40 protein-coding genes are annotated in these 25406 nt (G+C 55.1%); 3 read left to right on the top strand and 37 right to left on the bottom strand.

Going from position 1 to position 25406, the window contains the following annotated elements; genetic code table 11:
* Window positions 1-2 precede the first annotated feature (2 nt).
* The 22 genes from rplO to rpsJ form a co-directional block, all read right to left on the bottom strand.
* Window positions 3-437: a 50S ribosomal protein L15 gene (gene rplO, locus LB453_RS04065; RefSeq protein ID WP_033752938.1), complete on the bottom strand. Its 435-nt coding sequence runs from the start codon at window positions 435-437 to the stop codon at window positions 3-5.
* A 3-nt stretch (window positions 438-440) separates the two neighbouring features.
* Window positions 441-620: a 50S ribosomal protein L30 gene (gene rpmD / locus LB453_RS04060; protein ID WP_021186404.1), complete on the bottom strand. Its 180-nt coding sequence runs from the start codon at window positions 618-620 to the stop codon at window positions 441-443.
* Window positions 621-625: 5 nt separating this feature from the next.
* Window positions 626-1126 (bottom strand): 30S ribosomal protein S5, encoded by a 501-nt coding sequence (gene rpsE, locus LB453_RS04055; protein ID WP_033752940.1) that lies wholly within the window; start codon window positions 1124-1126, stop codon window positions 626-628.
* Window positions 1127-1140: 14 nt separating this feature from the next.
* Window positions 1141-1494 carry a 50S ribosomal protein L18 gene (gene rplR / locus LB453_RS04050; RefSeq protein ID WP_033752941.1) on the bottom strand — a complete coding sequence of 118 codons (354 nt, stop codon included), beginning with the start codon at window positions 1492-1494 and terminating at the stop codon, window positions 1141-1143.
* Window positions 1495-1503: 9 nt separating this feature from the next.
* Window positions 1504-2037 carry a 50S ribosomal protein L6 gene (gene rplF / locus LB453_RS04045; RefSeq protein ID WP_033752942.1) on the bottom strand — a complete coding sequence of 178 codons (534 nt, stop codon included), beginning with the start codon at window positions 2035-2037 and terminating at the stop codon, window positions 1504-1506.
* Between the two features lie 12 nt (window positions 2038-2049).
* Window positions 2050-2442, bottom strand: coding sequence for a 30S ribosomal protein S8 (gene rpsH / locus LB453_RS04040; protein WP_033752943.1), 393 nt, complete (start codon window positions 2440-2442; stop codon window positions 2050-2052).
* A 33-nt stretch (window positions 2443-2475) separates the two neighbouring features.
* Window positions 2476-2781: a 30S ribosomal protein S14 gene (gene rpsN / locus LB453_RS04035; protein WP_033752945.1), complete on the bottom strand. Its 306-nt coding sequence runs from the start codon at window positions 2779-2781 to the stop codon at window positions 2476-2478.
* Window positions 2782-2795: 14 nt separating this feature from the next.
* Window positions 2796-3335: a 50S ribosomal protein L5 gene (rplE, locus tag LB453_RS04030; RefSeq protein ID WP_033752947.1), complete on the bottom strand. Its 540-nt coding sequence runs from the start codon at window positions 3333-3335 to the stop codon at window positions 2796-2798.
* Window positions 3336-3349: 14 nt separating this feature from the next.
* On the bottom strand, window positions 3350-3664 hold the full coding sequence (rplX, locus tag LB453_RS04025) for a 50S ribosomal protein L24 (RefSeq protein ID WP_003850150.1): 315 nt from the start codon (window positions 3662-3664) through the stop codon (window positions 3350-3352).
* 10 nt (window positions 3665-3674) lie between these two features.
* Window positions 3675-4046, bottom strand: a complete 372-nt coding sequence (gene rplN, locus LB453_RS04020) for a 50S ribosomal protein L14 (RefSeq protein WP_006120590.1) — start codon at window positions 4044-4046, stop codon at window positions 3675-3677.
* Between the two features lie 251 nt (window positions 4047-4297).
* Window positions 4298-5650: an 8-oxoguanine deaminase gene (locus tag LB453_RS04015; protein ID WP_103797663.1), complete on the bottom strand. Its 1353-nt coding sequence runs from the start codon at window positions 5648-5650 to the stop codon at window positions 4298-4300.
* 175 nt (window positions 5651-5825) lie between these two features.
* Window positions 5826-6080, bottom strand: coding sequence for a 30S ribosomal protein S17 (gene rpsQ, locus LB453_RS04010; RefSeq protein WP_033752951.1), 255 nt, complete (start codon window positions 6078-6080; stop codon window positions 5826-5828).
* Window positions 6080-6271, bottom strand: a complete 192-nt coding sequence (rpmC, locus tag LB453_RS04005) for a 50S ribosomal protein L29 (RefSeq protein ID WP_025902044.1) — start codon at window positions 6269-6271, stop codon at window positions 6080-6082. The genes rpsQ and rpmC overlap by 1 nt, the downstream gene beginning before the upstream one ends.
* The gene (gene rplP, locus LB453_RS04000; protein ID WP_002438716.1) at window positions 6271-6681 is read right to left on the bottom strand and encodes a 50S ribosomal protein L16; all 411 of its coding nucleotides are present in this window, start codon (window positions 6679-6681) and stop codon (window positions 6271-6273) included. The genes rpmC and rplP overlap by 1 nt, the downstream gene beginning before the upstream one ends.
* A gap of 12 nt (window positions 6682-6693) precedes the next feature.
* Complete coding sequence (gene rpsC, locus LB453_RS03995; protein WP_009087585.1) at window positions 6694-7392, bottom strand: 30S ribosomal protein S3; 699 nt, start codon at window positions 7390-7392, stop codon at window positions 6694-6696.
* A 17-nt stretch (window positions 7393-7409) separates the two neighbouring features.
* The gene (gene rplV, locus LB453_RS03990; protein WP_007891659.1) at window positions 7410-7742 is read right to left on the bottom strand and encodes a 50S ribosomal protein L22; all 333 of its coding nucleotides are present in this window, start codon (window positions 7740-7742) and stop codon (window positions 7410-7412) included.
* Between the two features lie 13 nt (window positions 7743-7755).
* The gene (gene rpsS / locus LB453_RS03985) at window positions 7756-8034 is read right to left on the bottom strand and encodes a 30S ribosomal protein S19 (protein WP_001138115.1); all 279 of its coding nucleotides are present in this window, start codon (window positions 8032-8034) and stop codon (window positions 7756-7758) included.
* Between the two features lie 16 nt (window positions 8035-8050).
* Window positions 8051-8872 (bottom strand): 50S ribosomal protein L2, encoded by an 822-nt coding sequence (gene rplB, locus LB453_RS03980; RefSeq protein ID WP_033752967.1) that lies wholly within the window; start codon window positions 8870-8872, stop codon window positions 8051-8053.
* Between the two features lie 17 nt (window positions 8873-8889).
* Entirely contained in the window at window positions 8890-9192 is a 303-nt protein-coding gene (gene rplW, locus LB453_RS03975) for a 50S ribosomal protein L23 (RefSeq protein WP_033752969.1), read from the bottom strand.
* Entirely contained in the window at window positions 9189-9794 is a 606-nt protein-coding gene (gene rplD, locus LB453_RS03970) for a 50S ribosomal protein L4 (protein WP_033752971.1), read from the bottom strand. Before rplD ends, rplW begins: the two co-directional genes overlap by 4 nt.
* 10 nt (window positions 9795-9804) lie before the next feature.
* A complete protein-coding gene (rplC, locus tag LB453_RS03965) occupies window positions 9805-10434 on the bottom strand; it encodes a 50S ribosomal protein L3 (protein WP_033792404.1) in 630 nt (209 codons plus the stop codon).
* A 32-nt stretch (window positions 10435-10466) separates the two neighbouring features.
* A complete protein-coding gene (gene rpsJ, locus LB453_RS03960) occupies window positions 10467-10778 on the bottom strand; it encodes a 30S ribosomal protein S10 (protein ID WP_001181005.1) in 312 nt (103 codons plus the stop codon).
* A gap of 125 nt (window positions 10779-10903) precedes the next feature.
* Here rpsJ and LB453_RS03955 point away from each other — a divergent pair, with 125 nt between their 5' ends.
* On the top strand, window positions 10904-11134 hold the full coding sequence (locus LB453_RS03955; protein WP_103797665.1) for a hypothetical protein: 231 nt from the start codon (window positions 10904-10906) through the stop codon (window positions 11132-11134).
* Between the two features lie 21 nt (window positions 11135-11155).
* On the opposite strand, the gene bfr is transcribed toward LB453_RS03955, so the two are convergent.
* From bfr to fkpA, 11 genes are all read right to left on the bottom strand, one after another.
* A complete protein-coding gene (gene bfr, locus LB453_RS03950) occupies window positions 11156-11638 on the bottom strand; it encodes a bacterioferritin (protein WP_103797666.1) in 483 nt (160 codons plus the stop codon).
* A gap of 105 nt (window positions 11639-11743) precedes the next feature.
* Complete coding sequence (gene bfd / locus LB453_RS03945; protein WP_033752979.1) at window positions 11744-11938, bottom strand: bacterioferritin-associated ferredoxin; 195 nt, start codon at window positions 11936-11938, stop codon at window positions 11744-11746.
* A gap of 170 nt (window positions 11939-12108) precedes the next feature.
* Window positions 12109-13293, bottom strand: coding sequence for an elongation factor Tu (gene tuf / locus LB453_RS03940; protein WP_224481567.1), 1185 nt, complete (start codon window positions 13291-13293; stop codon window positions 12109-12111).
* 70 nt (window positions 13294-13363) lie between these two features.
* Complete coding sequence (gene fusA / locus LB453_RS03935; protein ID WP_103796388.1) at window positions 13364-15478, bottom strand: elongation factor G; 2115 nt, start codon at window positions 15476-15478, stop codon at window positions 13364-13366.
* Between the two features lie 93 nt (window positions 15479-15571).
* A complete protein-coding gene (rpsG, locus tag LB453_RS03930; RefSeq protein ID WP_013510774.1) occupies window positions 15572-16042 on the bottom strand; it encodes a 30S ribosomal protein S7 in 471 nt (156 codons plus the stop codon).
* A 96-nt stretch (window positions 16043-16138) separates the two neighbouring features.
* Window positions 16139-16513, bottom strand: coding sequence for a 30S ribosomal protein S12 (rpsL, locus tag LB453_RS03925; protein WP_003852912.1), 375 nt, complete (start codon window positions 16511-16513; stop codon window positions 16139-16141).
* A gap of 124 nt (window positions 16514-16637) precedes the next feature.
* Window positions 16638-16925, bottom strand: coding sequence for a sulfurtransferase complex subunit TusB (gene tusB, locus LB453_RS03920; RefSeq protein WP_103796387.1), 288 nt, complete (start codon window positions 16923-16925; stop codon window positions 16638-16640).
* A gap of 8 nt (window positions 16926-16933) precedes the next feature.
* Window positions 16934-17293: a sulfurtransferase complex subunit TusC gene (gene tusC / locus LB453_RS03915; protein ID WP_103796386.1), complete on the bottom strand. Its 360-nt coding sequence runs from the start codon at window positions 17291-17293 to the stop codon at window positions 16934-16936.
* Window positions 17293-17679 (bottom strand): sulfurtransferase complex subunit TusD, encoded by a 387-nt coding sequence (gene tusD, locus LB453_RS03910; RefSeq protein WP_103796385.1) that lies wholly within the window; start codon window positions 17677-17679, stop codon window positions 17293-17295. The genes tusC and tusD overlap by 1 nt, the downstream gene beginning before the upstream one ends.
* Window positions 17679-18401 (bottom strand): transcriptional regulator, encoded by a 723-nt coding sequence (locus LB453_RS03905; protein WP_033752999.1) that lies wholly within the window; start codon window positions 18399-18401, stop codon window positions 17679-17681. The genes tusD and LB453_RS03905 overlap by 1 nt, the downstream gene beginning before the upstream one ends.
* 165 nt (window positions 18402-18566) lie before the next feature.
* Entirely contained in the window at window positions 18567-19394 is an 828-nt protein-coding gene (gene fkpA, locus LB453_RS03900) for an FKBP-type peptidyl-prolyl cis-trans isomerase (protein WP_103796383.1), read from the bottom strand.
* A gap of 280 nt (window positions 19395-19674) precedes the next feature.
* On the opposite strand from fkpA, the gene LB453_RS03895 reads away from it, so the two are divergent.
* Window positions 19675-19893, top strand: a complete 219-nt coding sequence (locus tag LB453_RS03895) for a SlyX family protein (protein ID WP_033753004.1) — start codon at window positions 19675-19677, stop codon at window positions 19891-19893.
* A gap of 82 nt (window positions 19894-19975) precedes the next feature.
* On the opposite strand, the gene slyD is transcribed toward LB453_RS03895, so the two are convergent.
* The 4 genes from slyD to kefG all read right to left on the bottom strand — a co-directional run bounded on the left by slyD (window position 19976) and on the right by kefG (window position 23298).
* On the bottom strand, window positions 19976-20533 hold the full coding sequence (gene slyD / locus LB453_RS03890) for a peptidylprolyl isomerase (RefSeq protein ID WP_103796382.1): 558 nt from the start codon (window positions 20531-20533) through the stop codon (window positions 19976-19978).
* Window positions 20534-20726: 193 nt separating this feature from the next.
* Window positions 20727-20921, bottom strand: a complete 195-nt coding sequence (locus LB453_RS03885) for a YheV family putative zinc ribbon protein (RefSeq protein ID WP_033753007.1) — start codon at window positions 20919-20921, stop codon at window positions 20727-20729.
* Between the two features lie 20 nt (window positions 20922-20941).
* Window positions 20942-22747 carry a glutathione-regulated potassium-efflux system protein KefB gene (gene kefB, locus LB453_RS03880; RefSeq protein ID WP_103796381.1) on the bottom strand — a complete coding sequence of 602 codons (1806 nt, stop codon included), beginning with the start codon at window positions 22745-22747 and terminating at the stop codon, window positions 20942-20944.
* Window positions 22747-23298, bottom strand: coding sequence for a glutathione-regulated potassium-efflux system ancillary protein KefG (gene kefG, locus LB453_RS03875; protein ID WP_103796380.1), 552 nt, complete (start codon window positions 23296-23298; stop codon window positions 22747-22749). The genes kefB and kefG overlap by 1 nt, the downstream gene beginning before the upstream one ends.
* 113 nt (window positions 23299-23411) lie before the next feature.
* On the opposite strand from kefG, the gene LB453_RS03870 reads away from it, so the two are divergent.
* Entirely contained in the window at window positions 23412-25316 is a 1905-nt protein-coding gene (locus tag LB453_RS03870; RefSeq protein ID WP_103796379.1) for an ABC transporter ATP-binding protein, read from the top strand.
* The last annotated feature ends 90 nt before the right edge of the window (window positions 25317-25406 follow it).

Genomic DNA, 25406 nt, shown 5'->3' with positions numbered 1-25406 from the left:
ACTTATTCCTCGATTTTACCGCCAGCAGCTTCGATTGCAGCACGAGCACCTTTGGTGACACGCAGACCGCGAACCGTTACCGGTGCAGAAACTTCACCAGACAGAATCACTTTCGCGAATTCAATCTGAACACCGATAATGTTGGCTGCTTTCAGCGTGCTCAGGTCAACGATACCGCCTTCCACTTTCGCCAGGTCAGACAGACGCACTTCTGCAGTCACGAATGATTTACGCGAGGTGAAGCCGAATTTCGGCAGACGACGGTACAGAGGCATCTGACCACCCTCGAAACCGCGACGTACGCCACCGCCAGAACGAGAGTTCTGACCTTTGTGACCACGACCACCGGTTTTGCCGAGGCCAGAACCGATACCACGACCCAGACGCTTAGAAGCGTGCTTGGAGCCTTCGGCCGGAGACAGAGTATTTAAACGCATCTGTTACTCCTCTACTTTCAGCATGTAAGAGATCGCGTTGACCATACCGCGTACTGCCGGCGTGTCTTCACGCTCAACGGTGTGGCCAATACGACGCAGACCCAGACCAACCAGAGTGGCTTTGTGCTTAGGCAGGCGGCCGATTGAGCTACGGGTTTGAGTGATTTTAATAGTCTTAGCCATCGTGATTACCCCAGAATTTCTTCAACGGATTTACCACGCTTGGCAGCGACCATTTCTGGAGAATTCATATTTTCCAGGCCGTCGATAGTTGCACGAACCACGTTGATCGGGTTGGTAGAACCATAGGCTTTAGCCAGAACGTTATGAACTCCAGCGACTTCCAGAACGGCGCGCATTGCACCACCGGCGATGATACCGGTACCTTCTGAAGCCGGCTGCATGAACACACGGGAACCTGTGTGCGCACCTTTAACCGGGTGCTGCAGGGTGCCGTTGTTCAGCGCGACATTAATCATGTTGCGACGGGCTTTCTCCATCGCTTTCTGGATCGCTGCCGGAACTTCACGCGCTTTACCGTAACCAAAACCAACGCGGCCGTTACCATCACCCACTACAGTCAGTGCGGTGAAGGAGAAGATACGACCACCTTTCACAGTTTTAGAAACACGGTTTACCGCGATCAGTTTTTCCTGCAGTTCGCCAGCTTGTTTCTCGATGTGTGACATCCTAGACCTCTACCTTAGAACTGAAGGCCAGCTTCACGAGCAGCATCTGCCAGTGCCTGGACACGACCATGATATTGGAAACCGGAACGGTCGAAAGAAACATCTTTGATGCCTTTTTCGATAGCGCGCTCTGCAATAGCTTTACCTACTGCGGCAGCTGCATCTTTGTTGCCGGTGTACTTCAGTTGTTCAGAGATAGCTTTTTCTACAGTAGAAGCAGCAACCAGAACTTCGGAACCGTTCGGGGCGATCACCTGTGCGTAAATGTGACGCGGGGTACGATGTACCACCAGGCGAGTAGCACCCAGCTCTTTGAGCTTGCGACGTGCACGGGTCGCACGACGGATACGAGCAGATTTCTTATCCATAGTGTTACCTTACTTCTTCTTAGCCTCTTTGATACGCACGACTTCGTCGGCGTAACGGACACCCTTGCCTTTGTAAGGCTCAGGACGACGGTAGGCGCGCAAGTCAGCTGCAACCTGGCCGATCAGTTGTTTATCAGCGCCTTTCAGCACGATTTCAGTCTGAGTCGGACATTCTGCAGAGATACCCGCGGGCAGCTGATGATCAACCGGGTGAGAAAAACCCAGTGACAGGTTAACCACGTTGCCTTTAACGGCCGCACGATAACCAACACCAACCAGCTGCAGCTTCTTAGTGAAGCCTTCGGTAACACCGATAACCATGCCGTTCAGCAGCGCACGAGCGGTACCCGCCTGTGCCCAGCCGTTTGCAAAACCGTCGCGCGGAGCGAAGGTCAGTGCATTGTCAGCATGTTTAACTTCTACGGCATTATTGATAGTACGAGTCAGCTCGCCGTTTTTACCTTTAATCGAAATTACCTGACCGTCGAGTTTTACCTCTACGCCGGCAGGAACAACGACAGGTGCTTTAGCAACACGAGACATAGTTTCCTCCGATTACGCTACGTAGCAGATAATTTCGCCGCCAAGACCAGCCTGGCGTGCTGCACGATCAGTCATGACACCTTTAGAGGTAGAAATAACAGCAATACCTAATCCCGCCATAACTTTCGGCAGCTCATCTTTTTTCTTATAGATGCGCAGACCTGGGCGGCTGACACGCTGAATGCTTTCTACAACAGCTTTGCCCTGGAAATACTTAAGAGTCAGTTCCAGTTCCGGCTTGATGTCGCCTTCGATTTTGAAATCTTCAATATAACCTTCTTCCTTCAGCACGTTGGCAATTGCCACTTTCAGCTTGGAGGAAGGCATGGTGACCGCAGCTTTGTTCGCGGCCTGACCGTTACGGATACGGGTCAGCATATCCGCGATCGGATCTTGCATGCTCATCTGTCTTTACTCCCGTGATTCAATTGGTGACAATTACCAGCTAGCCTTTTTCAGACCCGGGATTTCACCGCGCATAGCGGCTTCACGGACCTTGATACGGCTCAACCCGAACTTCCGCAGGAAACCGTGCGGACGACCTGTTTGACGGCAGCGGTTACGCTGACGAGACGGGCTGGAATCACGCGGCAGAGTCTGCAGCTTGAGAACAGCGTTCCAACGATCTTCGTCGGTTGCGTTCACATCAGAAATGATCGCTTTCAGTTCAGCGCGTTTTGCGAAGAATTTGTCTGCTAATTTCACACGCTTAACTTCGCGTGCTTTCATTGATTGCTTAGCCATTAAGTAACCCTACCTTACTTGCGGAACGGGAAGTCAAAGGCAGTCAGCAGAGCACGGCCTTCATCATCAGATTTCGCAGTAGTGGTAATGGTGATATCCAAACCACGAACGCGATCGACTTTGTCGTAGTCGATTTCTGGGAAGATGATCTGCTCACGAACGCCCATGCTGTAGTTGCCACGACCGTCGAAAGACTTCGCGGACAGACCACGGAAGTCGCGGATACGCGGTACAGCAATGGTGATCAGACGCTCAAAGAACTCCCACATGCGCTCGCCGCGCAGAGTTACTTTACAGCCGATCGGATAGCCCTGACGGATTTTGAAGCCTGCAACTGATTTGCGTGCTTTGGTGACCAGCGGTTTTTGACCGGAGATTGCTGCCAGGTCAGCTGCTGCGTTTTCCAGCAGTTTCTTGTCAGCGATCGCTTCACCAACACCCATGTTCAGGGTGATCTTCTCGACCCGAGGGACTTGCATGACAGAAGTGTAGCCAAACTCTGTCATGAGTTTCTGGACTACTTCGTCTTTGTAGTAATCATGCAGTTTCGCCATCGTACTACTCCAAATTACTTGATAGTTTCGCTGTTAGACTTGAAGAAACGGACTTTTTTGCCGTCTTCGAATCTAAAGCCTACACGGTCAGCCTTGCCGGTTGCCGCATTGAAAAGCGCAACGTTGGAAACCTGAATAGCGGCTTCTTTTTCAACGATGCCACCCGGTTGGTTCAGAGCCGGAACCGGCTTCTGGTGTTTCTTAACCAGGTTGATGCCTTCAACGATGACCTTGCCAGAAGACAGGACATTCTTAACTTTACCGCGCTTACCTTTATCTTTGCCGGTCAGCACGATAACTTCGTCGTTACGACGGATTTTCGCTGCCATTGTTCGCTCCTTAGAGTACTTCTGGTGCCAGAGAGATAATTTTCATGAACTTTTCAGTACGAAGTTCACGAGTTACCGGCCCAAAAATACGTGTTCCGATTGGCTGCTCGCTGTTATTGTTCAAAATAACGCATGCGTTACCATCGAAGCGAATGACAGAACCGTCCGGGCGACGAACACCCTTCCTGGTGCGCACCACTACCGCCTTCAGGACATCACCTTTTTTCACCTTACCACGCGGAATTGCTTCCTTGATGGTAACTTTGATGATGTCGCCGACGCCTGCGTAGCGACGGTGCGAGCCACCCAGAACCTTGATACACATTACGCGACGTGCACCGGAGTTGTCGGCGACGTTCAGCATAGTCTGTTCTTGGATCATTTTAGTGCTCCGCTAATGTCAACTACTACTTCGGGACCCAGACTTCAGGTCGTTAGAAAGCCCCATATTTGAGGGCGCGGCATTATAACACCGGTTCTCACAGATGGGTAGAAAAAATGAACGGCTCAGCAATGGAGCCGCTTATTTTCCCTGATAACAGGGAGGGCGTATTCTAGGGAATAGTCTCAGCAGTAGCAAATGTAATCTGCCTTATTTTTCGACACTCGCTATTGTCCCCTTGTTTAACAGCTTTAAGCCATCAGCTGCGCGGCCAGCCGGTTATGACGATAAAGCAGGTTTGGCAGGTCGATAACCGTTAATTCCCCGTTGCGCACTACCACTTTTCCATTGATAACGCTGTAGGCCACCTGCCCCGGATTGCAGAAGACCAGCGCGGCGACCGGATCGTGCCCTGCCCCGGCCAGCCCCAGCTGGTTGAGATCGAAGACCGCCAGATCCGCCTGCATGCCAGGCGCAATGGCGCCGATGTCGTCGCGGTTCAGCACCTTCGCGCCACCTCGCGTCGCCAGTTCCAGCGCCTGGCGCGCGCTCATCGCGTCGGGTCCAAAGCCGACCCGCTGCAGCAGCATGGCCTGCCGCGCTTCGCCAATCATATTGGCACTGTCGTTAGAGGCGGAGCCGTCGACACCCAGGCCAACAGTGACGCCCGCATCGCACATATGCCGTATCGGGGCGATACCGGAGGCGAGGCGCATGTTGGAGCAGGGGCAGTGCGCCACGCCGGTTCCGGTGCGCGCAAACAGCGCGATGCCGCGATCGTCAAGCTTTACGCAGTGCGCGTGCCAGACGTCATGCCCAACCCAGCCGAGATCTTCAACGTACTGCGCCGGCGTCATATTGAACTTCTCGCGGCTGTAGCGAATGTCGCTGTCGTTCTCCGCCAGGTGGGTATGCATCGAGACCTTATAGCGGCGTGCCAGCGTGGCAGACTCCTTCATCAGCTCGCGGCTGACAGAGAAAGGCGAACAGGGCGCAACGACGATACGCAGCATGGCGCCGCGGCGGTCATCGTGATAGCGCTCAATCACGCGCTGCGTATCTTCCAGAATGGCTGACTCTTTCTCTACCAGGCTGTCCGGCGGCAGGCCGCCCTGCTTTTGACCGACGCTCATGCTGCCGCGGCTGGCGTGAAAGCGCATGCCCATCTCCGCCGCCGCGGCGATACTGTCGTCGAGTCGGCAGCCGTTGGGAAAGACGTAAAGGTGGTCGCTGGTTGTGGTGCAGCCGGAGAGCATCAGCTCGGCCATCGCCGTTTGCGTTGAGACATGTATCATCTCTGGCGTCAGCTTCTGCCAGATGGGATAAAGGTGCGTTAGCCAGTTAAACAGCTCGCCGTTTTGCACCGAAGGCACCACGCGGGTCAGGCTCTGATACATATGATGGTGGGTATTGATCAGGCCCGGCACCACGATATGCCCGCGCAAATCGATAATCTTGTCTGCGCTTTGCGGCAGCTCATCCGCTGCGCCTACCGCCTCAATCTTATCGCCTTTGATATAGATGCTGCCGTTGCGAATCTCCCGACGCGTATCATCCATACAGACCACGACTTCAGCATTCTTCAATAACAGTGTCTGTTGCATCCCCTGCCCTTTTGCTGCGGTGAGTGAAGGAACGATAGTATCGTCTCTTTTTTCACCGCGCTAACGGCAGGGGCGATTATAAAGTGGCTGGCAGCTGATCGCGCCGGATTGAGATTAGGCGCAAAAAAAAACCCTCTGCCGAAGCAGAGGGTTTCTTCAGAAAAAACAGTTCCTGTTACAGAACGGCTTTCTCGATAACGCGAACCAGAGTCCAGGATTTGGTCTTGGACAGCGGACGGGTTTCGCGGATTTCTACCACGTCACCAATACCGCATTCGTTGTTCTCGTCATGGATGTGCAGCTTAGTCGTACGCTTGATGAATTTACCGTAGATCGGGTGTTTCACGAAACGCTCGATAGCGACAACTGCAGATTTCTGCATTTTGTCACTAACAACACGACCTTGCAGAGTACGGATTTTATCGGTCATTACGCACCCGCCTTCTCAGTCAGTAAAGTCTTAACGCGTGCAACATCACGACGAACCTGTTTCAGCAGATGGGTCTGCTGCAGTTGGCCGGATGCTGCCTGCATGCGCAGGTTAAACTGCTCACGCAGCAGATTAAGCAGCTCAGTGTTCAGCTCTTCAACGCTTTTTTCACGCAGCTCTGTTGCTTTCATTACATCACCGTCTTAGTAACAAAGGTGGTTTTGATAGGCAGTTTTGCTGCTGCCAGCTTGAAGGCTTCACGGGCCAGCTCTTCTGGTACGCCGTCCATTTCATACAGGACTTTACCAGGCTGAATCAGGGCAACCCAATACTCCACGTTACCCTTACCTTTACCCATACGCACTTCCAGCGGCTTCTCGGTGATCGGTTTGTCCGGGAATACACGGATCCAGATCTTACCTTGACGCTTAACTGCACGGGTCATAGCACGACGTGCTGCTTCGATCTGACGAGCAGTCAGACGACCACGGCCAACAGCTTTCAGACCGAAAGTACCGAAGCTAACATCCGTACCCTGCGCCAGACCGCGGTTGCGGCCTTTGTGCACTTTACGGAATTTTGTACGCTTTGGTTGTAACATCAGCGACTCTCCTTACTTACGGCCTTTACGCTGCTGCTTTTTAGGTTGAGCAGCCGGTTCCGGTTGTTCAACAGCAGCCATACCACCCAGGATCTCGCCTTTGAAGATCCATACCTTAACGCCGATTACACCATAAGTGGTGTGCGCTTCAGAGGTGTTGTAGTCAATGTCAGCACGCAGAGTGTGCAGCGGTACGCGACCTTCACGGTACCATTCGGTACGTGCGATCTCAGCTCCGCCCAGACGGCCGCTAACTTCAACTTTGATACCTTTAGCGCCCAGACGCATGGCGTTCTGAACAGCACGCTTCATCGCACGACGGAACATCACGCGACGCTCCAGCTGTGAAGTGATGCTGTCAGCAACCAGTTTCGCGTCCAGTTCCGGCTTACGGACTTCGGCGATATTGATCTGTGCAGGTACGCCAGCGATGTTCGCGACGACCGTGCGCAGTTTTTCTACGTCTTCACCCTTTTTACCGATAACGATACCCGGGCGAGCGGTGTGAATGGTCACACGGATGCTCTTAGCCGGACGCTCGATAACGATGCGGGATACAGACGCTTTTGCCAGTTCTTTAGTCAGGAACTGACGAACTTTAAAATCGCTGTCCAGGTTGTCAGCGAATTCTTTGGTGTTCGCAAACCAGGTAGAGTTCCATGGTTTTACAATACCCAGGCGAATACCATTAGGATGTACTTTCTGACCCATTGCTAGTCTCCAGAGTCTCAGCGATCGGACACAACCACAGTAATGTGGCTGGTGCGCTTCAGGATGCGATCTGCACGACCTTTAGCACGCGGCATAATGCGCTTCATGCTCGGGCCTTCGTCTACGAAAATTTTCGCGACTTTCAGATCGTCGATATCAGCGCCATCGTTGTGTTCGGCGTTAGCAATGGCAGATTCCAGGACCTTCTTAACCAGTACAGCCGCTTTCTTGTTGGTGTAGGTCAGAATATCCAGAGCCTGCGACACTTTCTTACCGCGAATCAGGTCAGCAACAAGGCGGACCTTCTGAGCAGAAGAACGAGCATGGCGATGTTGAGCAATAGTTTCCATCTCTTCCTCCTACTTATTTCTTCTTGGCTTTCTTATCAGCAGCGTGGCCGCGATAAGTACGTGTCGGTGCAAATTCACCCAGCTTGTGGCCGACCATTTCGTCGGAAACAAAGACAGGAACGTGCTGACGACCATTATGGACAGCGATGGTCAAACCGATCATGTTAGGGAAGATCGTTGAACGACGGGACCAGGTGCGCAGGGGCTTCTTGTCTCCGCTTTCCACCGCTTTCTCTACCTTCTTCAGCAAGTGCAGGTCAATAAAAGGACCTTTCTTGAGAGAACGTGGCATGGCTTATCCTCTAATATTATTTGCTACGGCGACGTACGATAAATTTATCAGTACGCTTGTTGCTACGGGTCTTCTTACCTTTGGTCTGAACGCCCCACGGAGTTACCGGGTGCTTACCAAAGTTACGACCTTCACCACCACCGTGCGGGTGATCTACTGGGTTCATCGCGGTACCGCGAACGGTCGGACGAACACCACGCCAACGAGTTGCACCAGCTTTACCCAGCACGCGCAGCATATGCTCAGCGTTGCCGACTTCGCCCAGGGTTGCGCGGCAATCAGCTTCGATTTTACGCATTTCGCCTGAACGCAGACGCAGGGTAACGTAGGAGCCTTCACGCGCAACGATCTGCACGTAAGCGCCAGCAGAGCGAGCGATCTGACCGCCTTTGCCCGGCTTCATTTCTACGTTGTGTACAGTAGAACCCACCGGGATGTTACGCATCGGCAGGGTGTTACCTGCTTTGATCGCAGCATCAACGCCAGACTGAATCTGGTCGCCGGCTTTCAGGCCTTTAGGGGCCAGGATATAACGGCGCTCGCCGTCTTTGTACAGAACCAGTGCGATGTTCGCAGAACGGTTCGGATCGTACTCAAGACGCTCAACAACTGCCGGGATACCGTCTTTGTTGCGTTTGAAGTCAACAATACGGTAAGCCTGCTTGTGACCACCACCGATATGACGGGTAGTGATACGACCATTGTTGTTACGACCACCGGATTTGCTGTTCTTTTCGATCAGCGGGGCAAAAGGTTTGCCCTTGTGCAGCTCAGGGTTTACCACTTTAACGACGTGGCGACGACCCGGAGATGTCGGTTTACATTTAACAACTGCCATTGTCTTTCTCCTCCGACTTACTCAGCGCCGCCGACGAAGTCCAGATTCTGGCCTTCCTTCAGGGTGACGTAAGCTTTTTTCCAGTCGCTGCGACGACCGATACGCTGTCCGTGACGCTTAGTTTTCCCTTTAACAACCAGGGTGTTCACGTCTTTAACTTCTACTTCGAACAGTTTTTCAACAGCAGCAACGATCTCTGCTTTGGTCGCGTCTTTAGCAACTTTGAGAACGATGGTGTTGGTTTTTTCCATCGCAGCAGACGCTTTTTCAGATACGTGCGGCGCGCGCAGTACTTTCAGCAGACGTTCTTCACGGATCATGCCAGCATCTCCTCAACTTGCTTAACTGCATCAGCAGTCATAACGACTTTGTCGAAGGCGATCAGGCTAACTGGGTCGATACCCGCTGCATCGCGCACGTCAACCTTGTACAGGTTGCGGGCAGCCAGGAACAGATTCTCATCCAGTTCACCGGTGATGATCAGCACGTCTTCCAGCGCCATGTCTTTCAGTTTCTGTACCAGCAGCTTGGTTTTCGGTGCTTCTACAGAGAACGTCTCGACAACGATCAGACGATCTTGACGTACCAGTTCGGACAGGATGCTTTTCAGCGCGCCGCGGTACATCTTTTTGTTAACTTTTTGACTGTGGTCCTGCGGACGTGCAGCGAAGGTCACGCCGCCTGAACGCCAGATCGGGCTCTTTACAGAACCTGAACGCGCACGGCCGGTGCCTTTCTGGCGCCACGGCTTTTTGCCTGAACCAGTTACTTCAGCACGCGTTTTCTGCGCGCGGGTACCCTGACGGGCGCCTGCAGCGTAAGCAACAACAACCTGGTGAACCAGCGCTTCGTTGAAATCACGACCGAAGGTAGTTTCGGAAACAGTCAGCGCGCTCTGCGCGTCTTTCAGTACTAATTCCATTGCTATCCCCTTACGCCTTCACAGCTGGTTTAACGATCAGGTCGCTACCGGTCGCACCCGGGACAGCACCTTTCACCAGCAGCAGGTTGCGCTCAGCGTCAACACGTACCACATCCAGGCTCTGAACGGTTACGCGCTCATTACCCAGCTGACCTGCCATTTTCTTGCCCTTGAACACTTTGCCCGGAGTCTGGTTCTGACCGATAGAACCCGGAACGCGGTGAGAAAGGGAGTTACCGTGAGTAGCGTCCTGGGTACGGAAGTTCCAGCGCTTAACGGTACCTGCGAAACCTTTACCTTTAGAGGTACCGGTTACGTCTACTTTTTTAACGTCAGCGAAAATTTCAACACTGATGCTCTGGCCAACTGAGTACTCTTCACCTTCAGCGGTGCGGAATTCCCACAGACCACGGCCGGCTTCAACGCCAGCTTTAGCAAAATGACCAGCTTCAGGTTTGGTCACACGGTTCGCTTTTTTCGCACCGGTGGTAACCTGGATTGCCTGGTAACCATCGTTCTCCAGGCCTTTGACCTGAGTAACGCGGTTTGCTTCAACTTCGATTACGGTTACTGGGATTGAAACGCCGTCTTCAGTGAAGACGCGGGTCATGCCCACTTTTTTACCGACTAAACCAATCATTGTATCAACCTCTCAATCGCTCGATGACCTGATTAACCCAGGCTGATCTGCACGTCTACACCGGCAGCCAGATCCAGACGCATCAGAGCATCAACGGTTTTTTCAGTTGGCTCAACGATGTCTACCAGACGCTTGTGAGTGCGGATTTCGTACTGATCGCGCGCATCTTTGTTAACGTGCGGAGAGATCAGAACGGTGAAGCGCTCTTTGCGAGTCGGCAGCGGGATCGGACCACGAACCTGCGCACCAGTGCGCTTGGCGGTCTCAACGATTTCCGCGGTTGATTGATCGATCAGACGATGATCAAACGCTTTAAGACGGATACGGATTCTTTGGTTCTGCATGAGACCAGAGCTCCAAACTTTTTATAGACGAAAAAAATTACTACTCGCACCCATTACGATTGATGGGAGAGTGTAATCGTTCAGCATATAACTCCACAATTGGGAGTATTGTCAGGCGACCTAACATGCTGCCGCCTGCGATTCTGCTCGAATCGCGCCTGCTAATATTGGCAAGCCCGCGCATTATACGTAAATCTGCTCAGGAAGCAACCCGTGTTCTGTTTTTAACCTTATTTTCTGGTGGCATTTTTATGGCGGCAATAGCGAAGCGCGCGCAAGGCGGGCAAGGTCTGGTAGGGAAAGCAAAAGAGATTAAGCCCGCTTGCGCCATCAGAGAGCGCAAGCGGGCTCGATAAGGGGGATATGTCACAGCGGGTCTACTCTTCGTCTCTTTCCCGGATTTGCGCCTGCAGATAGTTCTGGATGCCCAGCTTATTGATGAGATCCAGCTCGGTTTCAATCCAGTCGATATGGTGCTCTTCATCCGCGAGAATTTCGATCATCATGTCGCGGCTAACGTAGTCATGCACCTTATCCGCATAGGCGATCGCTTCGCGCAGGTCCTTCGCCCCTTCCAGCTCCAGCTGAAGATCGGCGCGCAGCATCTCCTCAACATCTTCGCCAATCCGCAACCGGCCTAAATCCTGCAAATTGGGAATCCCCTCCAGAAACAGAATACGCTCGATATATTTATCGGCGTGCTTCATCTCGTCGATGGATTCATGGTACTCGGTGTCGTTGAGGCGCATCAGGCCCCAGTTTTTGAACATTCGCGCATGAAGAAAGTACTGATTGATTGCAACCAGTTCATTTCCCAGCAATTTATTGAGATGGCTTATGATTTTAATGTCGCCCTTCATTTTGCTTCCTCCGCTTCCAGTTAAATTAGAGCGTAGATGCGGATAAAAAGAAGTCAAAAAAACGCGACAAAATCTGTGGGTATTACAGTCGGCACGCGCGAACGATCAGGCGATCTCTTTATAGAGCGGCACGTTTTGCAGCTCGTCTTCCATGATTTCTCGCGCTACGCGAATGCACTTACCGCACTGCTTTCCAACCGGGACAAGCTGGCGCAGCTGCTGGATAGATTTAGGCTGATAGCGGCGAACCGCCTCGCGGAGGGTTTTGTCACTGACGGCGTTACACAAACAAACGTACATTTACTGCTCACCTCGATCAATTTATGATCAAAGCTTAAATGAGAATAATTTTTATTTCAAACCCAGAATTAGTGTGGATAAGGCGGGTTGCGCAGGCCTCAGACAAAAAAAAAAGAGCACCGAAGTGCTCTTTTCTGCTCTGGTGGCCCGAAGGCCACCTGCTAACGCAATTAAGCGATAACTTCAGCAACAACGCCCGCGCCAACGGTACGGCCGCCTTCGCGGATTGCGAAGCGCAGACCCTGGTCCATCGCGATCGGGTGGATCAGAGTAACGGTCATCTTGATGTTGTCGCCCGGCATTACCATCTCAACGCCTTCCGGCAGTTCGATGTTGCCAGTCACGTCAGTCGTACGGAAGTAGAACTGCGGACGGTAGCCTTTGAAGAACGGAGTGTGACGACCGCCTTCTTCTTTGGACAGAACGTATACTTCTGACACGAAAGTGGTGTGCGGCTTGATTGAGCCCGGCTTAGCCAGTACCTGGCCACGCTCGATCTCTTCACGCTTGATACCACGCAGCAGAACGCCCACGTTCTCACCAGCCTGACCCTGATCCAGCAGTTTGCGGAACATTTCAACGCCGGTACAGGTTGATTTCGCGGTGTCTTTGATACCAACGATTTCAACTTCGTCGCCCACTTTCACGATGCCGCGCTCAACACGACCGGTAACAACGGTACCACGGCCAGAGATTGAGAATACGTCTTCGATCGGCAGCAGGAACGGCAGGTCGATAGCACGAACCGGATCCGGGATGTAGGTATCCAGGTGGCCAGCCAGCTCAACGATCTTCGCTTCCCACTCTGCGTCGCCTTCCAGTGCTTTCAGCGCTGAACCGCGAACGATCGGCGTGTCGTCGCCCGGGAAGTCGTACTGTGACAGCAGGTCACGAACTTCCATCTCAACCAGCTCCAGCAGCTCTTCGTCATCAACCATGTCGCACTTGTTCAGGAACACGATGATGTAAGGAACGCCAACCTGACGACCCAGCAGGATGTGCTCACGGGTCTGCGGCATCGGGCCGTCAGTCGCAGCAACAACCAGGATAGCGCCGTCCATCTGAGCAGCACCGGTGATCATGTTTTTCACGTAGTCGGCGTGGCCCGGGCAGTCAACGTGCGCGTAGTGACGAGTCGGGGTTTCGTACTCAACGTGAGAGGTGTTGATGGTGATACCACGAGCCTTCTCTTCCGGCGCGTTATCGATCTGGTCGAATGCGCGAGCCTGGCCGCCGTAGGTTTTAGCCAGAACGGTGGTGATTGCTGCAGTCAGGGTGGTTTTACCGTGGTCAACGTGACCGATGGTGCCCACGTTTACGTGCAGTTTGTTACGTTGAAATTGCTCTTTCGCCATGGCGATAATCCTTACTGTTATGCCTTCATCATTGATGAAGGCATCTGTTCACAATTTTTAAACCGTAGCCTTATTTGCTACGAGCTTCAATAACGGCCTGAGCGACGTTGTTCGGCGCATCATCGTACTTCAGGAACTCCATGGAGTAAGAAGCACGGCCTTTAGTCAGAGAACGCAACTGCGTCGCGTATCCGAACATTTCAGACAGCGGAACTTCAGCGTGAATCTGAACGCCGGTAGCGTTAGATTCCTGCCCTTTCAGCATACCACGACGACGGCTAAGGTCACCGATGACGTCACCGGTGTTCTCTTCCGGAGTCTCTACTTCAACCTTCATGATCGGCTCAAGCAGTACCGGCTGCGCTTTCTTAAAGCCATCTTTAAAGGCGATAGAAGCGGCCAGTTTAAACGCCAGCTCTGAGGAGTCCACGTCATGGTAAGAACCGAAGTGCAGACGCACGCCCAGATCAACAACCGGATAACCTGCCAGCGGGCCAGATTTCAGCTGTTCCTGGATGCCTTTGTCAACCGCAGGGATGTATTCGCCAGGAATCACACCACCTTTGATGTCGTTGACAAATTCGTAGCCTTTCGGGTTTGAACCCGGCTCCAGCGGGTACATGTCGATAACAACATGACCGTACTGACCGCGACCACCAGACTGCTTAGCGTGCTTACCTTCGATGTCGGTAACTTTAGAGCGAATTGCTTCGCGGTAAGCTACCTGCGGTTTGCCCACGTTCGCTTCAACGTTGAATTCACGCTTCATGCGGTCAACGATGATGTCGAGGTGCAGCTCACCCATACCAGCGATGATGGTCTGGTTAGATTCTTCGTCAGTCCATACGCGGAATGACGGGTCTTCTTTCGCCAGACGGCCCAGAGCCAGACCCATTTTTTCCTGGTCAGCTTTGGTTTTCGGCTCAACGGCGATAGAGATTACCGGCTCCGGGAACTCCATACGTTCCAGGATGATCGGGCTGTTCGGATCACACAGGGTATCACCGGTGATCACGTCTTTCAGACCGATTGCCGCTGCGATGTCGCCTGCGCGAACTTCGCTGATCTCTTCACGTTTGTTAGCGTGCATCTGTACGATACGGCCGAAACGCTCACGAGCAGATTTCACTGAGTTCAGTACGGTATCACCTGAGTTAACCACGCCAGAGTAGACGCGGAAGAAGGTCAGGTTGCCCACGAACGGGTCGTTGGCGATTTTGAACGCCAGCGCAGAGAACGGCTCGCTGTCGTCAGCGTGACGCTCAGCAGGCGTGTCTTTACCGTCGTCCAGCATACCGTTGATCGCAGGAACGTCAGTCGGTGCCGGCAGGTATTCAACCACGGCATCCAGCATTGCCTGAACACCTTTGTTCTTGAACGCAGAACCACAGGTAACCAGGATGATTTCGTTACGCAGTACGCGCTGACGCAGAGCGGTTTTGATCTCTTCTTCGCTCAGCTCTTCGCCGCTGAAGAATTTCTCCATCAGCTCTTCAGAAGCTTCTGCTGCTGCTTCGATCAGCTTGCCGCGCCATTCTTCAGCCAGTTCCTGCATGTCGGCCGGGATATCTTCGTAAACGAAGGTAACGCCCTGGTCGGCATCGTTCCAGTTGATGGCTTTCATTTTGATCAGGTCAACAACGCCGGTGAAGTTCTCTTCAGCGCCGATAGCCAGCTGCAGCGGAACCGGAGTCGCGCCCAGACGGGATTCGATCTGACCAACAACTTTCAGGAAGTTCGCGCCCATGCGGTCCATTTTGTTAACGAACGCAATACGCGGAACTTTATATTTGTTTGCCTGACGCCATACGGTCTCAGACTGCGGCTGCACGCCACCTACAGCACAGTAAACCATTACTGCGCCATCGAGCACACGCATTGAACGTTCTACTTCGATGGTGAAGTCAACGTGTCCAGGGGTGTCGATGATGTTGATACGGTGCGGCTCAAACTGCTTAGCCATACCGGACCAGAATGCGGTGGTCGCTGCAGACGTGATGGTGATACCACGCTCCTGCTCCTGCGCCATCCAGTCCATGGTCGCTGCGCCATCGTGTACTTCACCGATTTTGTGGTTAACACCGGTGTAGAACAGGATGCGCTCGGTCGTCGTGGTTTTACCGGCGTCGATGTGTGCGCTGATACCGATGTTACGGTAGCGCGCAATGGGTGTTGTACGAGCCATTTGATTCCTCTGATTCTCGGACGTTCAAAATTAGTCGAACCCAGCGGGTTAGCATTTTGCACGCCCGCTGGTTTAACAACAACTACGTGGCGATTACCAGCGGTAGTGAGCGAACGCCTTGTTGGCTTCTGCCATGCGGTGAACGTCTTCACGTTTCTTAACTGCAGTACCTTTGTTTTCTGCAGCGTCAGAAAGTTCGTTCGCCAGGCGGAGAGCCATAGATTTATCACCGCGTTTACGAGCAGCTTCTACGATCCAGCGCATTGCCAGGGCATTACGACGAACCGGACGGACTTCTACTGGTACCTGATAGGTAGAACCACCAACGCGACGTGACTTAACTTCGACAGTCGGACGCACGTTTTCGAGGGCTACTTCAAAGGCTTCCAGCTCGTTTTTACCAGAACGCTGAGCCAGGGTCTCAAGCGCGGTATAAACGATTGATTCAGCAGTAGATTTTTTACCATCTACCATCAGGATATTTACAAATTTGGCCAGCAGCTCTGATCCGAACTTAGGATCCGGCAGAATTTTACGCTGACCAATGACGCGACGACGTGGCATGGAAATACTCCGTTGTTAATTCAGGATTGTCCAAAACTCTACGAGTTTAGTTTGACATTTAAGTTAAAACGTTTGGCCTTACTTAACGGAGAACCATTAAGCCTTTGGCTTCTTCACGCCGTACTTGGAGCGAGCCTGCTTACGGTCTTTAACACCTGAGCAGTCCAGCGCGCCACGAACGGTGTGGTAACGCACACCTGGCAGGTCTTTAACACGACCGCCACGGATCAGGATCACGGAGTGTTCCTGCAGGTTATGACCTTCACCGCCGATATAGGAGGTAACTTCAAAACCGTTAGTCAGACGAACACGGCAAACTTTACGCAGTGCGGAGTTCGGTTTTTTCGGAGTGGTGGTGTACACACGGGTACAAACGCCACGTTTTTGCGGGCAAGCTTCCAGCGCAGGCACGTTGCTCTTTGCAACTTTGCGTACGCGTGGTTTGCGAACCAGCTGGTTAACTGTTGCCATTAAATAGCTCCTGGATTTGCTTTTGCTTCGTAAACACGTAATAAATCGCCCCGTATAACTACGAGGACGCAGAATTTTAGGGCTGAGCCAATAGGGTGTCAAGAAATAACCAGGCTTTACGACATTACCAGGTCATCTGCTGCTGATGTTTTTCAGTGAGCGCGACGAAACCAGTATAGTCCACCGGCCTTACTTTGGCTGAAATTTGAGCAGCAAGGCCGCGCGCGGTCACGTCCTCCGTCAGTACCCACAGGGTGGCGGGCGCAGTCAGCAAACGGCTCAGGGCGCTGCTGCCTTCCAGCGCGCCCAGCACGCCATCCTGCAGCAGCAGCAGATCGTCCTCTGCCGTCAGCAACAGCAGCAGCGTGTCGAGATCGCTGTAATAGGGTGAATGCATCAGGGTGTGCAACATAGGCGCTCTTAAAAGGTGATGATGCGATCGTAGGTCGCCAGCTGCTGCCGCAGCGCTGACGCATCCAGAATCCCTACGTCCATTACGCGCGCGCCCTCCTCCGCCAGGCCGCGTTCGCGCAGCGCCTCACGGCTGATATAGCACTGTTCAATATCATACAGCGCCAGCACGCCGAAGGTGGCGGCGTGATTGCGCGCGAGAATAACGTCCGGCTGCTGGCCGGGCATCAGCTGCAGAACGCCGTCGCCAATAAAAAACAGGCCTATCGACTCGCTCAGCGCGCCGGTGGCCAGCGCGGCGTCGAGCCCTTCCCGGCCTGCGCTGCTGCCGTGCGGCGCGCGGGTAAATACAAAAGCGACGCGATTCATTAAAACTGCACCAGTCGATCGCAGCCGAGCGCGGCTTCCGCCAGCGCACCCAGGCCGCTAAGCTCAAACCCCGGCTGCAGATTGCTGCCTGCCAGCTGCAGCCGCTCTGCCTCCTGAGCGTCGGTAACGCCGCGACGCAGCGCGGCGGCCACGCAGATATTGAGCGCCACGCCCTGCTCCTGATGCAGCGCTTGCCAGGCGCGCACGATATCCGCCTCGTCGCTGGCCGGCGCGGTCAGCTCATTGGCGTTCAGCACGCCCTCGCGGTAGAAGAAGACGCTCTGCAGCTGATGGCCAGCAGCCAGCAGCGCGCGGGCGAACAGCAAGGCGCTGCTCGCCTGCTGCGTGCCGTAGGCTGGACCGGTCACCAGCAGGGTGTAGCGCATTAGCGCTCCTGCCCCTGGAAGTCGCCGTTCTTGAACTGGCGAATATAGAGATAGACGGTGTGCTTAGAGATATTGAGGCGATCCGCAACCTGGTTAATGGCATCTTTGATATCAAAGATGCCCTTCTCATAAAGATTCAGCACGATCTGACGATTCTTGGCGTTATTGGAAACGTTGCGATCGGCGCTCACCTCTTCAATGGTGAACTCCAGCGTTTGCGTCACCAGATCCTCCACCGAGCTGGCGAAGTTAACGTTGGAATCGACCTGATGCATCTCCGGCGGCATAAAGGTCGACATAATCTGCGAGAACGGCACGTCGAGGTTCATGTTAATGCACAACAGCCCGATAACGCGCTGCTGCCGGTTGCGTATCGCGATAGTGACCGACTTCATCAGCACGCCGCTTTTGGCACGGGTGAAGTAGGCGCGTGAAACGTTGCTGTCCGCGCCGTGCATATCGTGCAGCATGCGCAGCGCCAGATCGGTAATCGGTGAGCCCACTTTACGACCGGTGTGTTCGCCGTTGGCGATGCGCACCGCCGAACATTTCAGATCTTCCAGCGAGTGCAGCACGATTTCGCAGTGCGAACCAATCAGCATCGCCAGGCCGTCAACCACCGCCTCATAGGAGCGGAGGATGTCGTAGTCCGTTTGCTCGAAGGGACGCTGCTCCAGTAAATCGAAGTCGCTCAGTTCGCCGGGATTGAATGGATTTGACATCGAAGACATTACCCTAAATGGCTGGAGCCTGTCTCAGCGCAGCGGGCAGACTCTTTTTATTGGGAAAGTTATGCAGAGGATAGTCTGGCAAATGTCGCTCGCTTATGCCAGAGCTTTGTCGCAGGGGGGAAATGAAACCGCCGCCCGAAGGCGGCGGCAGACAGATTATTGAGATTTCTTCGCGTCGGCGGCAGGCGCCTGCGCTTTCTCATCTGCTTTAGGCGCCGGCTTGATGTCGAGCAGTTCAACATCGAATACCAGCGTCGAGTTAGCCGGGATGCCCGGCACGCCGTTTTTACCGTAGGCGAGTTGCGGCGGGATTACCAGCTTGATTTTACCGCCTTTCTTCACGTGCTTCAGACCTTCAGTCCAGCCTGGAATCACACCGTCAAGACGGAAAGAGAGCGGTTCGCCACGGGTATAGGAGTTGTCAAACTCGGTGCCGTCAATCAGCGTACCTTTGTAGTTCACGACAACGGTATCGCTGTCTTTCGGCGCGTCGCCGCTGCCTTCTTTCTCTACTTTATACAGCAGGCCAGATTCGGTTTTCTTCACGCCGCTCTCTTTGGCGAATTTGTCGGCAAAAGCGGTGCCTTTATCGGCGTTCTCTTTCGCGTCTTTTTCCATCTTCGCCTGCGCAGCGCCTTTCACACGGCCTTCAAAGGCCTGCAGCGTCTGCTCGATCTCTTGATCGGAGAGTTTGCTCTTGCCGCCGAACGCATCCTGAACGCCCGCGATCAGCTGCTCTTTGTCCAGCTTGATGCCCAGTTTCTCCTGTTCCTTCAGGGAGTTGTCCATGTAGCGACCCAGCGAGGCGCCCAGAGCATAGGCTGATTGCTGGTCTTCATTTTTGAAGGCCGCATTTTTCGGTGCCTGCGGTGCCGCATCGGTCGCAGCAGGCGCTGCGGTCGCTTCGGCTGCCATCGCCAGCGGCGCGTTCAGCGCGATGGCCATGGTGGTGGCTAACATAGTGACTTTAAACAGTGATTTCATCCTTTCTCCAAAACCGAAGCGTCTCACCTCGGGAATTATTGCGGACTAAAGGCCCACACTATAACTGTACGCGGCAGCGGCGAACACTCCCGCAGCGTAATTACCCGGTTCTCCTCCGACCTTTTTTGCATCAGGAAGTTTCATCAGAGATGATGCTGCCACAGCCGTTATTCAACCCTTTGCAGGCGAGACGGCAAAGAAATCGGGTGATTCTTACCGGGGAAGCCGTAGAATCAGCGTCTGATGCGAGATTCGCAGCGTCGAACCAGGAGGAGAGGTCATGCAACAATCAGAGTGGGAACAACGGCTTGAAGCGCTGGAAAGCAAGCTGGCCTTTCAGGAGCTGACTATCGATCAGCTTAATCAGACGGTGGTGCAGCACGAGCTGGAGATGGCGAAAATGCGCGAGCAGCAGCGCCTGCTGCTGGATAAGCTGAAAGCGGCCGCGCCGTCGATGGTCGCGTCGCAGTCGGAGGAGACGCCGCCTCCGCATTATTGATCTGTTCAGACCGGCTGCGCATTCTTCGATCGCAAAGGCAAAAAAAAGCCACCTCGAAGGTGGCCTTTGAAATCTGGGTGGCTTAGTGGCTGCAGCCGCAACCGCCGTGGCTGCCGCAGCCGCCGTTGCCGTGATCGTGACCATGGTCATGATCGTGGTCATGGTCGTGACCGTGCTCGCCGTGAACGTGACCGTGCGCCAGCTCTTCCGGGGTCGCTTCGCGGATCGCGACAACTTCCACGTTGAAGTTCAGGTTCTGGCCCGCCAGCATATGGTTGCCGTCAACCACCACGTGCTCGTCTTCCACTTCGGTGATTTCGACCGGAACCGGACCCTGATCGGTTTCCGCCAGGAAGCGCATGCCAACCTGCAGTTCGTCAACGCCCATAAAGACGTCTTTAGGTACGCGCTGCACCAGGTTGTCGTCATACTGGCCGTATGCATCGTTAGCCGGAATATGCACGTCAAACTTGTCGCCGACATCGTGATTTTCCAGCGCTTTTTCCAGACCAGAAATCAGGGAACCATGACCGTGCAGATAGTCTAACGGCGCACTTACCGGCGACTCGTCAACCAACACACCATCTTCTGTACGTACCTGATAGGCCAGGCTCACCACCAGGTCTTTTGCTACTTTCATGATATCTCCTAACCGTTGAGAACTGAGATCCCGTCTCATTGGTCTATTCTTACGTGCAATAACACCAACCAGAAAGGTTCGGGGCTGAGATCGCCTCTTGTGCGACGCGATTAACCTCAGCGTTAGTGGCGCCGATTGTATCGGAATTCAATCCCACTGTAAGTTTAAGCGTAAAAAAAGCTGCGCCATTTCGCTACTCAGGATGGAAAATACCTATCACTTGCTCCTGGCTGCGAACCTGATCGCGAACCTGCTTATCCGCCTCGCGCATCTGATGTCCACACTTCACGCACTCCACGACGTCGACATTGTTTTCACGCCACATCGCCAGCGTGTCTTTTTCCTGACAGTGCGGGCAAACCGCACCGGCAATAAATCGTTTACGCATAATGGTTAACCTGTGTGCTGTTACTGATCTTCATCCCAGTCGTCAATCTGCCGTCTCTCATGCTGCATCTCGCGCCGGAAAATATCCTCCAGCTCGCGCCGCGCCTCGCGTACGCGGGAGATCTGCGCGTTGTCGGTGTGGTTCGGCATCAGCTCGCGCAGCATGCGCATATCGAGGCGGCGGAAGTGCAGCTGCGCGCGCTGCGCCTGATGCGGATGCATACCCACCGAAATCAGCGCCTTGCGTCCCAGCTCCAGCGCGCTGGAGAAGGTTTCACGCGAGAACTGCGTGACGCCCGCCTGCAGCAGCTCGTGCGCTTCCACGCGTCCGCGGGCCCGCGCCACGATCTCCAGCTGCGGGAAATGCTGCTGGCAGAGGTGCACAATCGCCATGGTATCTTCCGGCTCGTTGCAGGTAATCACAATCGACTGCGCGCTGGCCGCGCCGGCGGCGCGCAGCAGCTCAAGCTCGGTGGCGTCGCCATAGTAAACCTTGTAGCCGTACTTGCGCATCAGGCTTACCGCGCTGATGTCGCGCTCCAGCACCGTAATCCTTTTATTATTGGCCATCAGCAGACGACCCACCACCTGCCCCATGCGTCCGAAGCCCACCACAATCACCTGCGGCTGGTCATCTTCCACAAACGGCTTTTCGCCATCTTCATCGACTTCATTAAAGCGTCGCGCCAGCAGCTTATCGATCGCCTGCATCAGCAGCGGCGTGGTCATCATCGACAGCGTGACCGTCACCAGCAGCAGCGGCAGCTGATCGCCGGTGAAAAGATGCGCCGAAGAGGCAGCGGAAAAGAGCACAAAGGCGAATTCGCCGCCTTGACTCAGCACGCCGGCGAACTGCTGACGCTCGGAGCTGCGCAGGCCGTAGACGCGCGCCAGCACGTAAAGCACCAGCGTTTTCACCGTGACCAGAATCAGCACGCCGAGCAGGATCTCCAGAATATGGGTATAGAGCACGCCAAGGTTGAGCGCCATGCCAACGGAGATAAAGAACAGCCCGAGCAGCAGCCCCTTAAAGGGATCGATGGCGACCTCCAGCTCGTGGCGATACTCGCTTTCCGCCAGCAGGATGCCGGCGATAAAAGTACCCAGCGCCATCGACAGGCCGAGCGCGTCCATAAACAGCGCCGAACCCAGCACCAGCAGCAGCGCAGCGGCGGTGAAGACCTCGCGCACGCCGGAGGCGGCGATAAAGCGGAAAATCGGCCGCAGCAGGTAGCGCCCGCCCACCAGCATGCCGGCGAACGCCAGCACCTTCATGCCAATCTTCATCCAGTCGATATTGCCGCTGTCGCTGCCCGCCAGCAGCGGTACCAGCGCCAGCGCCGGGATAACCGCCAGGTCCTGGAACAGCAGCACCGAGAAGCCGAGCTGCCCCGCCTCGCTGCGGTTCATGCCTTTATCGCGCATCAGCTGCAGCGCCATCGCGGTGGAGGACATGGCGAGGCCGATGCCGCCAATCACCGCCGCCTGCCAGCTAAAGTCGCTGAGCCACAGCAGCGCGCCGAGAATGCCGGCGGAGATCAGCACCTGCGCCGCGCCGACGCCGAAAATCGAACGCCGCAGCGCCCAGAGCTTCGAAGGGTTCAGCTCCAGCCCGATGATAAACATCAGGAACACCACGCCCAGCTCCGAGAAGTGCAGGATCTCTTCCACGTCGCTGATAAAACCCAGCCCCCAGGGACCGATAGCGATGCCGGCCACCAGATAGCCCAGCACGGCGCCGATGCCAAGCCGCGCGGCGACAGGCACGATCAGCACCGCCGCCACCAGATAGATCACGCCTGCGGTCAGCAGCGTTTGTCCTTCCATCAGAGACCTCCGTTGGGCAGCGGCGCGGCCAGCCATTCGCCATAGGCGCGGGCGAAGTGGCTCATCACCTCTTTCGGCTGTCGTCGCGCCCAGTACAGGATCATCGGCGTCATCCAGTGCATGCGGCACATCTGCGCGGTCAGCTCGAACGGGCGCATAATGTCCGACATGGAATAGCGGTTGAGGCCGCTCTGCTGATAGGCACTCTCCGGCTCGCCGGTGGTAATCACGCTGCGCCAGTATTTGCCCTCCAGCGCGTTGCCGTCGACGCCGCTGGCGAAGCCGCGCGACAGCACGCGATCCAGCCACTCTTTCAGCAGCGCAGGACAGCTATAGGTATAAAGCGGATGCTGGAAAACGATGACCTGATGCTCGCGCAGCAGCTGCTGTTCATAGTGAATATCAATAAAGAAATCAGGATAGTGCGCGTACAGATCGTGTACGGTGACGTTTTCCTGTTTCTGCGCCGACTGCAGCAGAACCCGATTCGCTATCGACTCCTGCATTTCCGGATGAGCGTAAAGCAGCAAAACTTTTGCTGGCTGCGACATAGTTATCCTCTTCCAAAGCGTCGTCATAGCGGCGCTTTTCCGCTACCATGCACGACGCGACACCCTCTAATTATGTGGTGGGTAAATTAACATATTCTGACGATACGGCGCTTATGATTGTCTTTTCTTCTCTGCAAATCCGCCGCGGCGTCCGCGTGCTGCTCGATAACGCTTCCGCCACCATCAATCCCGGTCAGAAAGTCGGCCTGGTGGGTAAAAACGGCTGCGGTAAATCGACCCTGCTGTCGCTGTTAAAAGGCGAGATCGCCAGCGACGCGGGCGGCGTGACCTTTCCCGGCAACTGGGCGCTGGCCTGGGTTAACCAGGAGACCCCGGCGCTGAGCAAACCGGCGCTGGAATACGTTATCGACGGCGATCGCGAATACCGCGAGCTGGAGGCGCAGCTGGCGGACGCCAACCAGCGCAACGACGGCAACGCCATCGCCCTGCTGCACGGCAAGCTGGACGCGATTCAGGCCTGGAGCATTCATGCCCGCGCCTCAAGCCTGCTGCACGGCCTGGGCTTTAGCCAGGAGCAGCTGAACCGCCCGGTGAGCGACTTTTCCGGCGGCTGGCGCATGCGCCTTAACCTTGCGCAGGCGCTGGTCTGCCGTTCGGATCTGCTGCTCCTCGACGAACCCACCAACCACCTCGATCTCGACGCGGTGATCTGGCTGGAGCGCTGGCTGAAAAGCTATGAGGGCACGCTGATCCTGATTTCGCATGACCGCGACTTCCTCGATCCGGTGGTAGATAAGATCATTCATATCGAGCAGGAGAGCCTGTTCGAATACACCGGCAACTACAGCTCGTTCGAACGGCAGCGCGTCGCGAAGCTGGCGCAGCAGCAGGCGCTGTTTGAAAGCCAGCAGGAGAAAGTGGCGCATCTGCAAAGCTATATCGATCGCTTCCGCGCCAAGGCTTCGAAAGCGAAGCAGGCGCAGAGCCGCATCAAAATGCTGGAGCGGATGGAGATGATCGCCCCGGCGCACGTCGATAACCCGTTCAGCTTTAGCTTCCGCGCGCCGGAAAGCCTGCCAAACCCGCTGCTGAAGATGGAGAAGGTCACCGCCGGCTACGGCGAGCGCATTATTCTCGACGCCATCAAGCTCAACCTGGTGCCGGGCTCGCGCATCGGCCTGCTGGGGCGTAACGGCGCGGGCAAATCAACGCTGATTAAGCTGCTGGCGGGCGAGCTGACCCCGCTCGACGGCGAGGTCGGGCTGGCGAAAGGCATTAAGCTCGGCTACTTCGCGCAGCATCAGCTGGAGTATCTGCGCAGCGACGAGTCGCCGCTGCAGCACCTGGCGCGCATTGCGCCGAAGGTGCTGGAGCAGCAGCTGCGCGACTATCTTGGCGGCTTCGGCTTCCAGGGAGACAAAGTCAGCGAAGTTACGGCGCGCTTCTCCGGCGGCGAAAAGGCGCGGCTGGTGCTGGCGCTGATCGTCTGGCAGCGCCCTAACCTGCTGCTGCTCGACGAACCCACTAACCACCTCGATCTCGATATGCGCCAGGCGCTGACCGAAGCGCTCATCGACTTCGAAGGCGCGCTGGTGGTGGTATCGCACGATCGCCATCTGCTGCGCGCCACCACCGACGATCTCTATCTGGTGCATGACCGCAAGGTTGATGTCTTCCCGGGCGATCTGGAGGATTACCAGCAGTGGCTGAGCGACCTGCAGAAGCAGCAGGCGCAGGCGGACGCCGCGCCGAAGCAGGAGAACGGCAACAGCGCGCAGGCGCGCAAAGATCAGAAGCGTCGCGACGCTGAGCTGCGTGCTCAGACGCAGCCGCTGCGCAAAGAGATCGAGAAGCTGGAGAAGCAGATGGCGAAATGGCAGAGCCAGCTCTCCGAAGCGGAAAACCAGCTGGCCGACGGCGATATTTACGATCCCGCGCGCAAAGCCGACTTAACCGCAGCGTTGCAGCGTCAGGCGGAGAGCAAAGCAGCGCTGGAAGAGGTCGAGATGGCGTGGCTGGATGCGCAGGAGCAGCTGGAGGCGATGCTCGCCTCCTGACGGTTAGCTGTTAATTTCAGTTTTCAGTTTTCAGCGGACTTAAAACGATCGTACCGGCGCGAGACAAGGCGCCAGCCGCGCCATAAGCGG

Source organism: Pantoea agglomerans, assembly GCF_020149765.1.
Classification (GTDB): domain Bacteria; phylum Pseudomonadota; class Gammaproteobacteria; order Enterobacterales; family Enterobacteriaceae; genus Pantoea; species Pantoea alvi.
This window is presented reverse-complemented; position numbering and strand designations above follow the sequence as displayed.

Coding starts and splice junctions, on each gene's coding strand:
- rplO (WP_033752938.1), bottom strand. CDS start 437: ATGCGTTTAAATACTCTGTCTCCGGCCGAAGGCTCCAAGCACGCTTCT.
- rpmD (WP_021186404.1), bottom strand. CDS start 620: ATGGCTAAGACTATTAAAATCACTCAAACCCGTAGCTCAATCGGCCGC.
- rpsE (WP_033752940.1), bottom strand. CDS start 1,126: ATGTCACACATCGAGAAACAAGCTGGCGAACTGCAGGAAAAACTGATC.
- rplR (WP_033752941.1), bottom strand. CDS start 1,494: ATGGATAAGAAATCTGCTCGTATCCGTCGTGCGACCCGTGCACGTCGC.
- rplF (WP_033752942.1), bottom strand. CDS start 2,037: ATGTCTCGTGTTGCTAAAGCACCTGTCGTTGTTCCTGCCGGCGTAGAG.
- rpsH (WP_033752943.1), bottom strand. CDS start 2,442: ATGAGCATGCAAGATCCGATCGCGGATATGCTGACCCGTATCCGTAAC.
- rpsN (WP_033752945.1), bottom strand. CDS start 2,781: ATGGCTAAGCAATCAATGAAAGCACGCGAAGTTAAGCGTGTGAAATTA.
- rplE (WP_033752947.1), bottom strand. CDS start 3,335: ATGGCGAAACTGCATGATTACTACAAAGACGAAGTAGTCCAGAAACTC.
- rplX (WP_003850150.1), bottom strand. CDS start 3,664: ATGGCAGCGAAAATCCGTCGTAACGACGAAGTTATCGTGCTGACCGGC.
- rplN (WP_006120590.1), bottom strand. CDS start 4,046: ATGATCCAAGAACAGACTATGCTGAACGTCGCCGACAACTCCGGTGCA.
- LB453_RS04015 (WP_103797663.1), bottom strand. CDS start 5,650: ATGCAACAGACACTGTTATTGAAGAATGCTGAAGTCGTGGTCTGTATG.
- rpsQ (WP_033752951.1), bottom strand. CDS start 6,080: ATGACCGATAAAATCCGTACTCTGCAAGGTCGTGTTGTTAGTGACAAA.
- rpmC (WP_025902044.1), bottom strand. CDS start 6,271: ATGAAAGCAACAGAGCTGCGTGAAAAAAGCGTTGAAGAGCTGAACACT.
- rplP (WP_002438716.1), bottom strand. CDS start 6,681: ATGTTACAACCAAAGCGTACAAAATTCCGTAAAGTGCACAAAGGCCGC.
- rpsC (WP_009087585.1), bottom strand. CDS start 7,392: ATGGGTCAGAAAGTACATCCTAATGGTATTCGCCTGGGTATTGTAAAA.
- rplV (WP_007891659.1), bottom strand. CDS start 7,742: ATGGAAACTATTGCTCAACATCGCCATGCTCGTTCTTCTGCTCAGAAG.
- rpsS (WP_001138115.1), bottom strand. CDS start 8,034: ATGCCACGTTCTCTCAAGAAAGGTCCTTTTATTGACCTGCACTTGCTG.
- rplB (WP_033752967.1), bottom strand. CDS start 8,872: ATGGCAGTTGTTAAATGTAAACCGACATCTCCGGGTCGTCGCCACGTC.
- rplW (WP_033752969.1), bottom strand. CDS start 9,192: ATGATCCGTGAAGAACGTCTGCTGAAAGTACTGCGCGCGCCGCACGTA.
- rplD (WP_033752971.1), bottom strand. CDS start 9,794: ATGGAATTAGTACTGAAAGACGCGCAGAGCGCGCTGACTGTTTCCGAA.
- rplC (WP_033792404.1), bottom strand. CDS start 10,434: ATGATTGGTTTAGTCGGTAAAAAAGTGGGCATGACCCGCGTCTTCACT.
- rpsJ (WP_001181005.1), bottom strand. CDS start 10,778: ATGCAGAACCAAAGAATCCGTATCCGTCTTAAAGCGTTTGATCATCGT.
- LB453_RS03955 (WP_103797665.1), top strand. CDS start 10,904: ATGCTGCCGCCTGCGATTCTGCTCGAATCGCGCCTGCTAATATTGGCA.
- bfr (WP_103797666.1), bottom strand. CDS start 11,638: ATGAAGGGCGACATTAAAATCATAAGCCATCTCAATAAATTGCTGGGA.
- bfd (WP_033752979.1), bottom strand. CDS start 11,938: ATGTACGTTTGTTTGTGTAACGCCGTCAGTGACAAAACCCTCCGCGAG.
- tuf (WP_224481567.1), bottom strand. CDS start 13,293: ATGGCGAAAGAGCAATTTCAACGTAACAAACTGCACGTAAACGTGGGC.
- fusA (WP_103796388.1), bottom strand. CDS start 15,478: ATGGCTCGTACAACACCCATTGCGCGCTACCGTAACATCGGTATCAGC.
- rpsG (WP_013510774.1), bottom strand. CDS start 16,042: ATGCCACGTCGTCGCGTCATTGGTCAGCGTAAAATTCTGCCGGATCCT.
- rpsL (WP_003852912.1), bottom strand. CDS start 16,513: ATGGCAACAGTTAACCAGCTGGTTCGCAAACCACGCGTACGCAAAGTT.
- tusB (WP_103796387.1), bottom strand. CDS start 16,925: ATGTTGCACACCCTGATGCATTCACCCTATTACAGCGATCTCGACACG.
- tusC (WP_103796386.1), bottom strand. CDS start 17,293: ATGAATCGCGTCGCTTTTGTATTTACCCGCGCGCCGCACGGCAGCAGC.
- tusD (WP_103796385.1), bottom strand. CDS start 17,679: ATGCGCTACACCCTGCTGGTGACCGGTCCAGCCTACGGCACGCAGCAG.
- LB453_RS03905 (WP_033752999.1), bottom strand. CDS start 18,401: ATGTCAAATCCATTCAATCCCGGCGAACTGAGCGACTTCGATTTACTG.
- fkpA (WP_103796383.1), bottom strand. CDS start 19,394: ATGAAATCACTGTTTAAAGTCACTATGTTAGCCACCACCATGGCCATC.
- LB453_RS03895 (WP_033753004.1), top strand. CDS start 19,675: ATGCAACAATCAGAGTGGGAACAACGGCTTGAAGCGCTGGAAAGCAAG.
- slyD (WP_103796382.1), bottom strand. CDS start 20,533: ATGAAAGTAGCAAAAGACCTGGTGGTGAGCCTGGCCTATCAGGTACGT.
- LB453_RS03885 (WP_033753007.1), bottom strand. CDS start 20,921: ATGCGTAAACGATTTATTGCCGGTGCGGTTTGCCCGCACTGTCAGGAA.
- kefB (WP_103796381.1), bottom strand. CDS start 22,747: ATGGAAGGACAAACGCTGCTGACCGCAGGCGTGATCTATCTGGTGGCG.
- kefG (WP_103796380.1), bottom strand. CDS start 23,298: ATGTCGCAGCCAGCAAAAGTTTTGCTGCTTTACGCTCATCCGGAAATG.
- LB453_RS03870 (WP_103796379.1), top strand. CDS start 23,412: ATGATTGTCTTTTCTTCTCTGCAAATCCGCCGCGGCGTCCGCGTGCTG.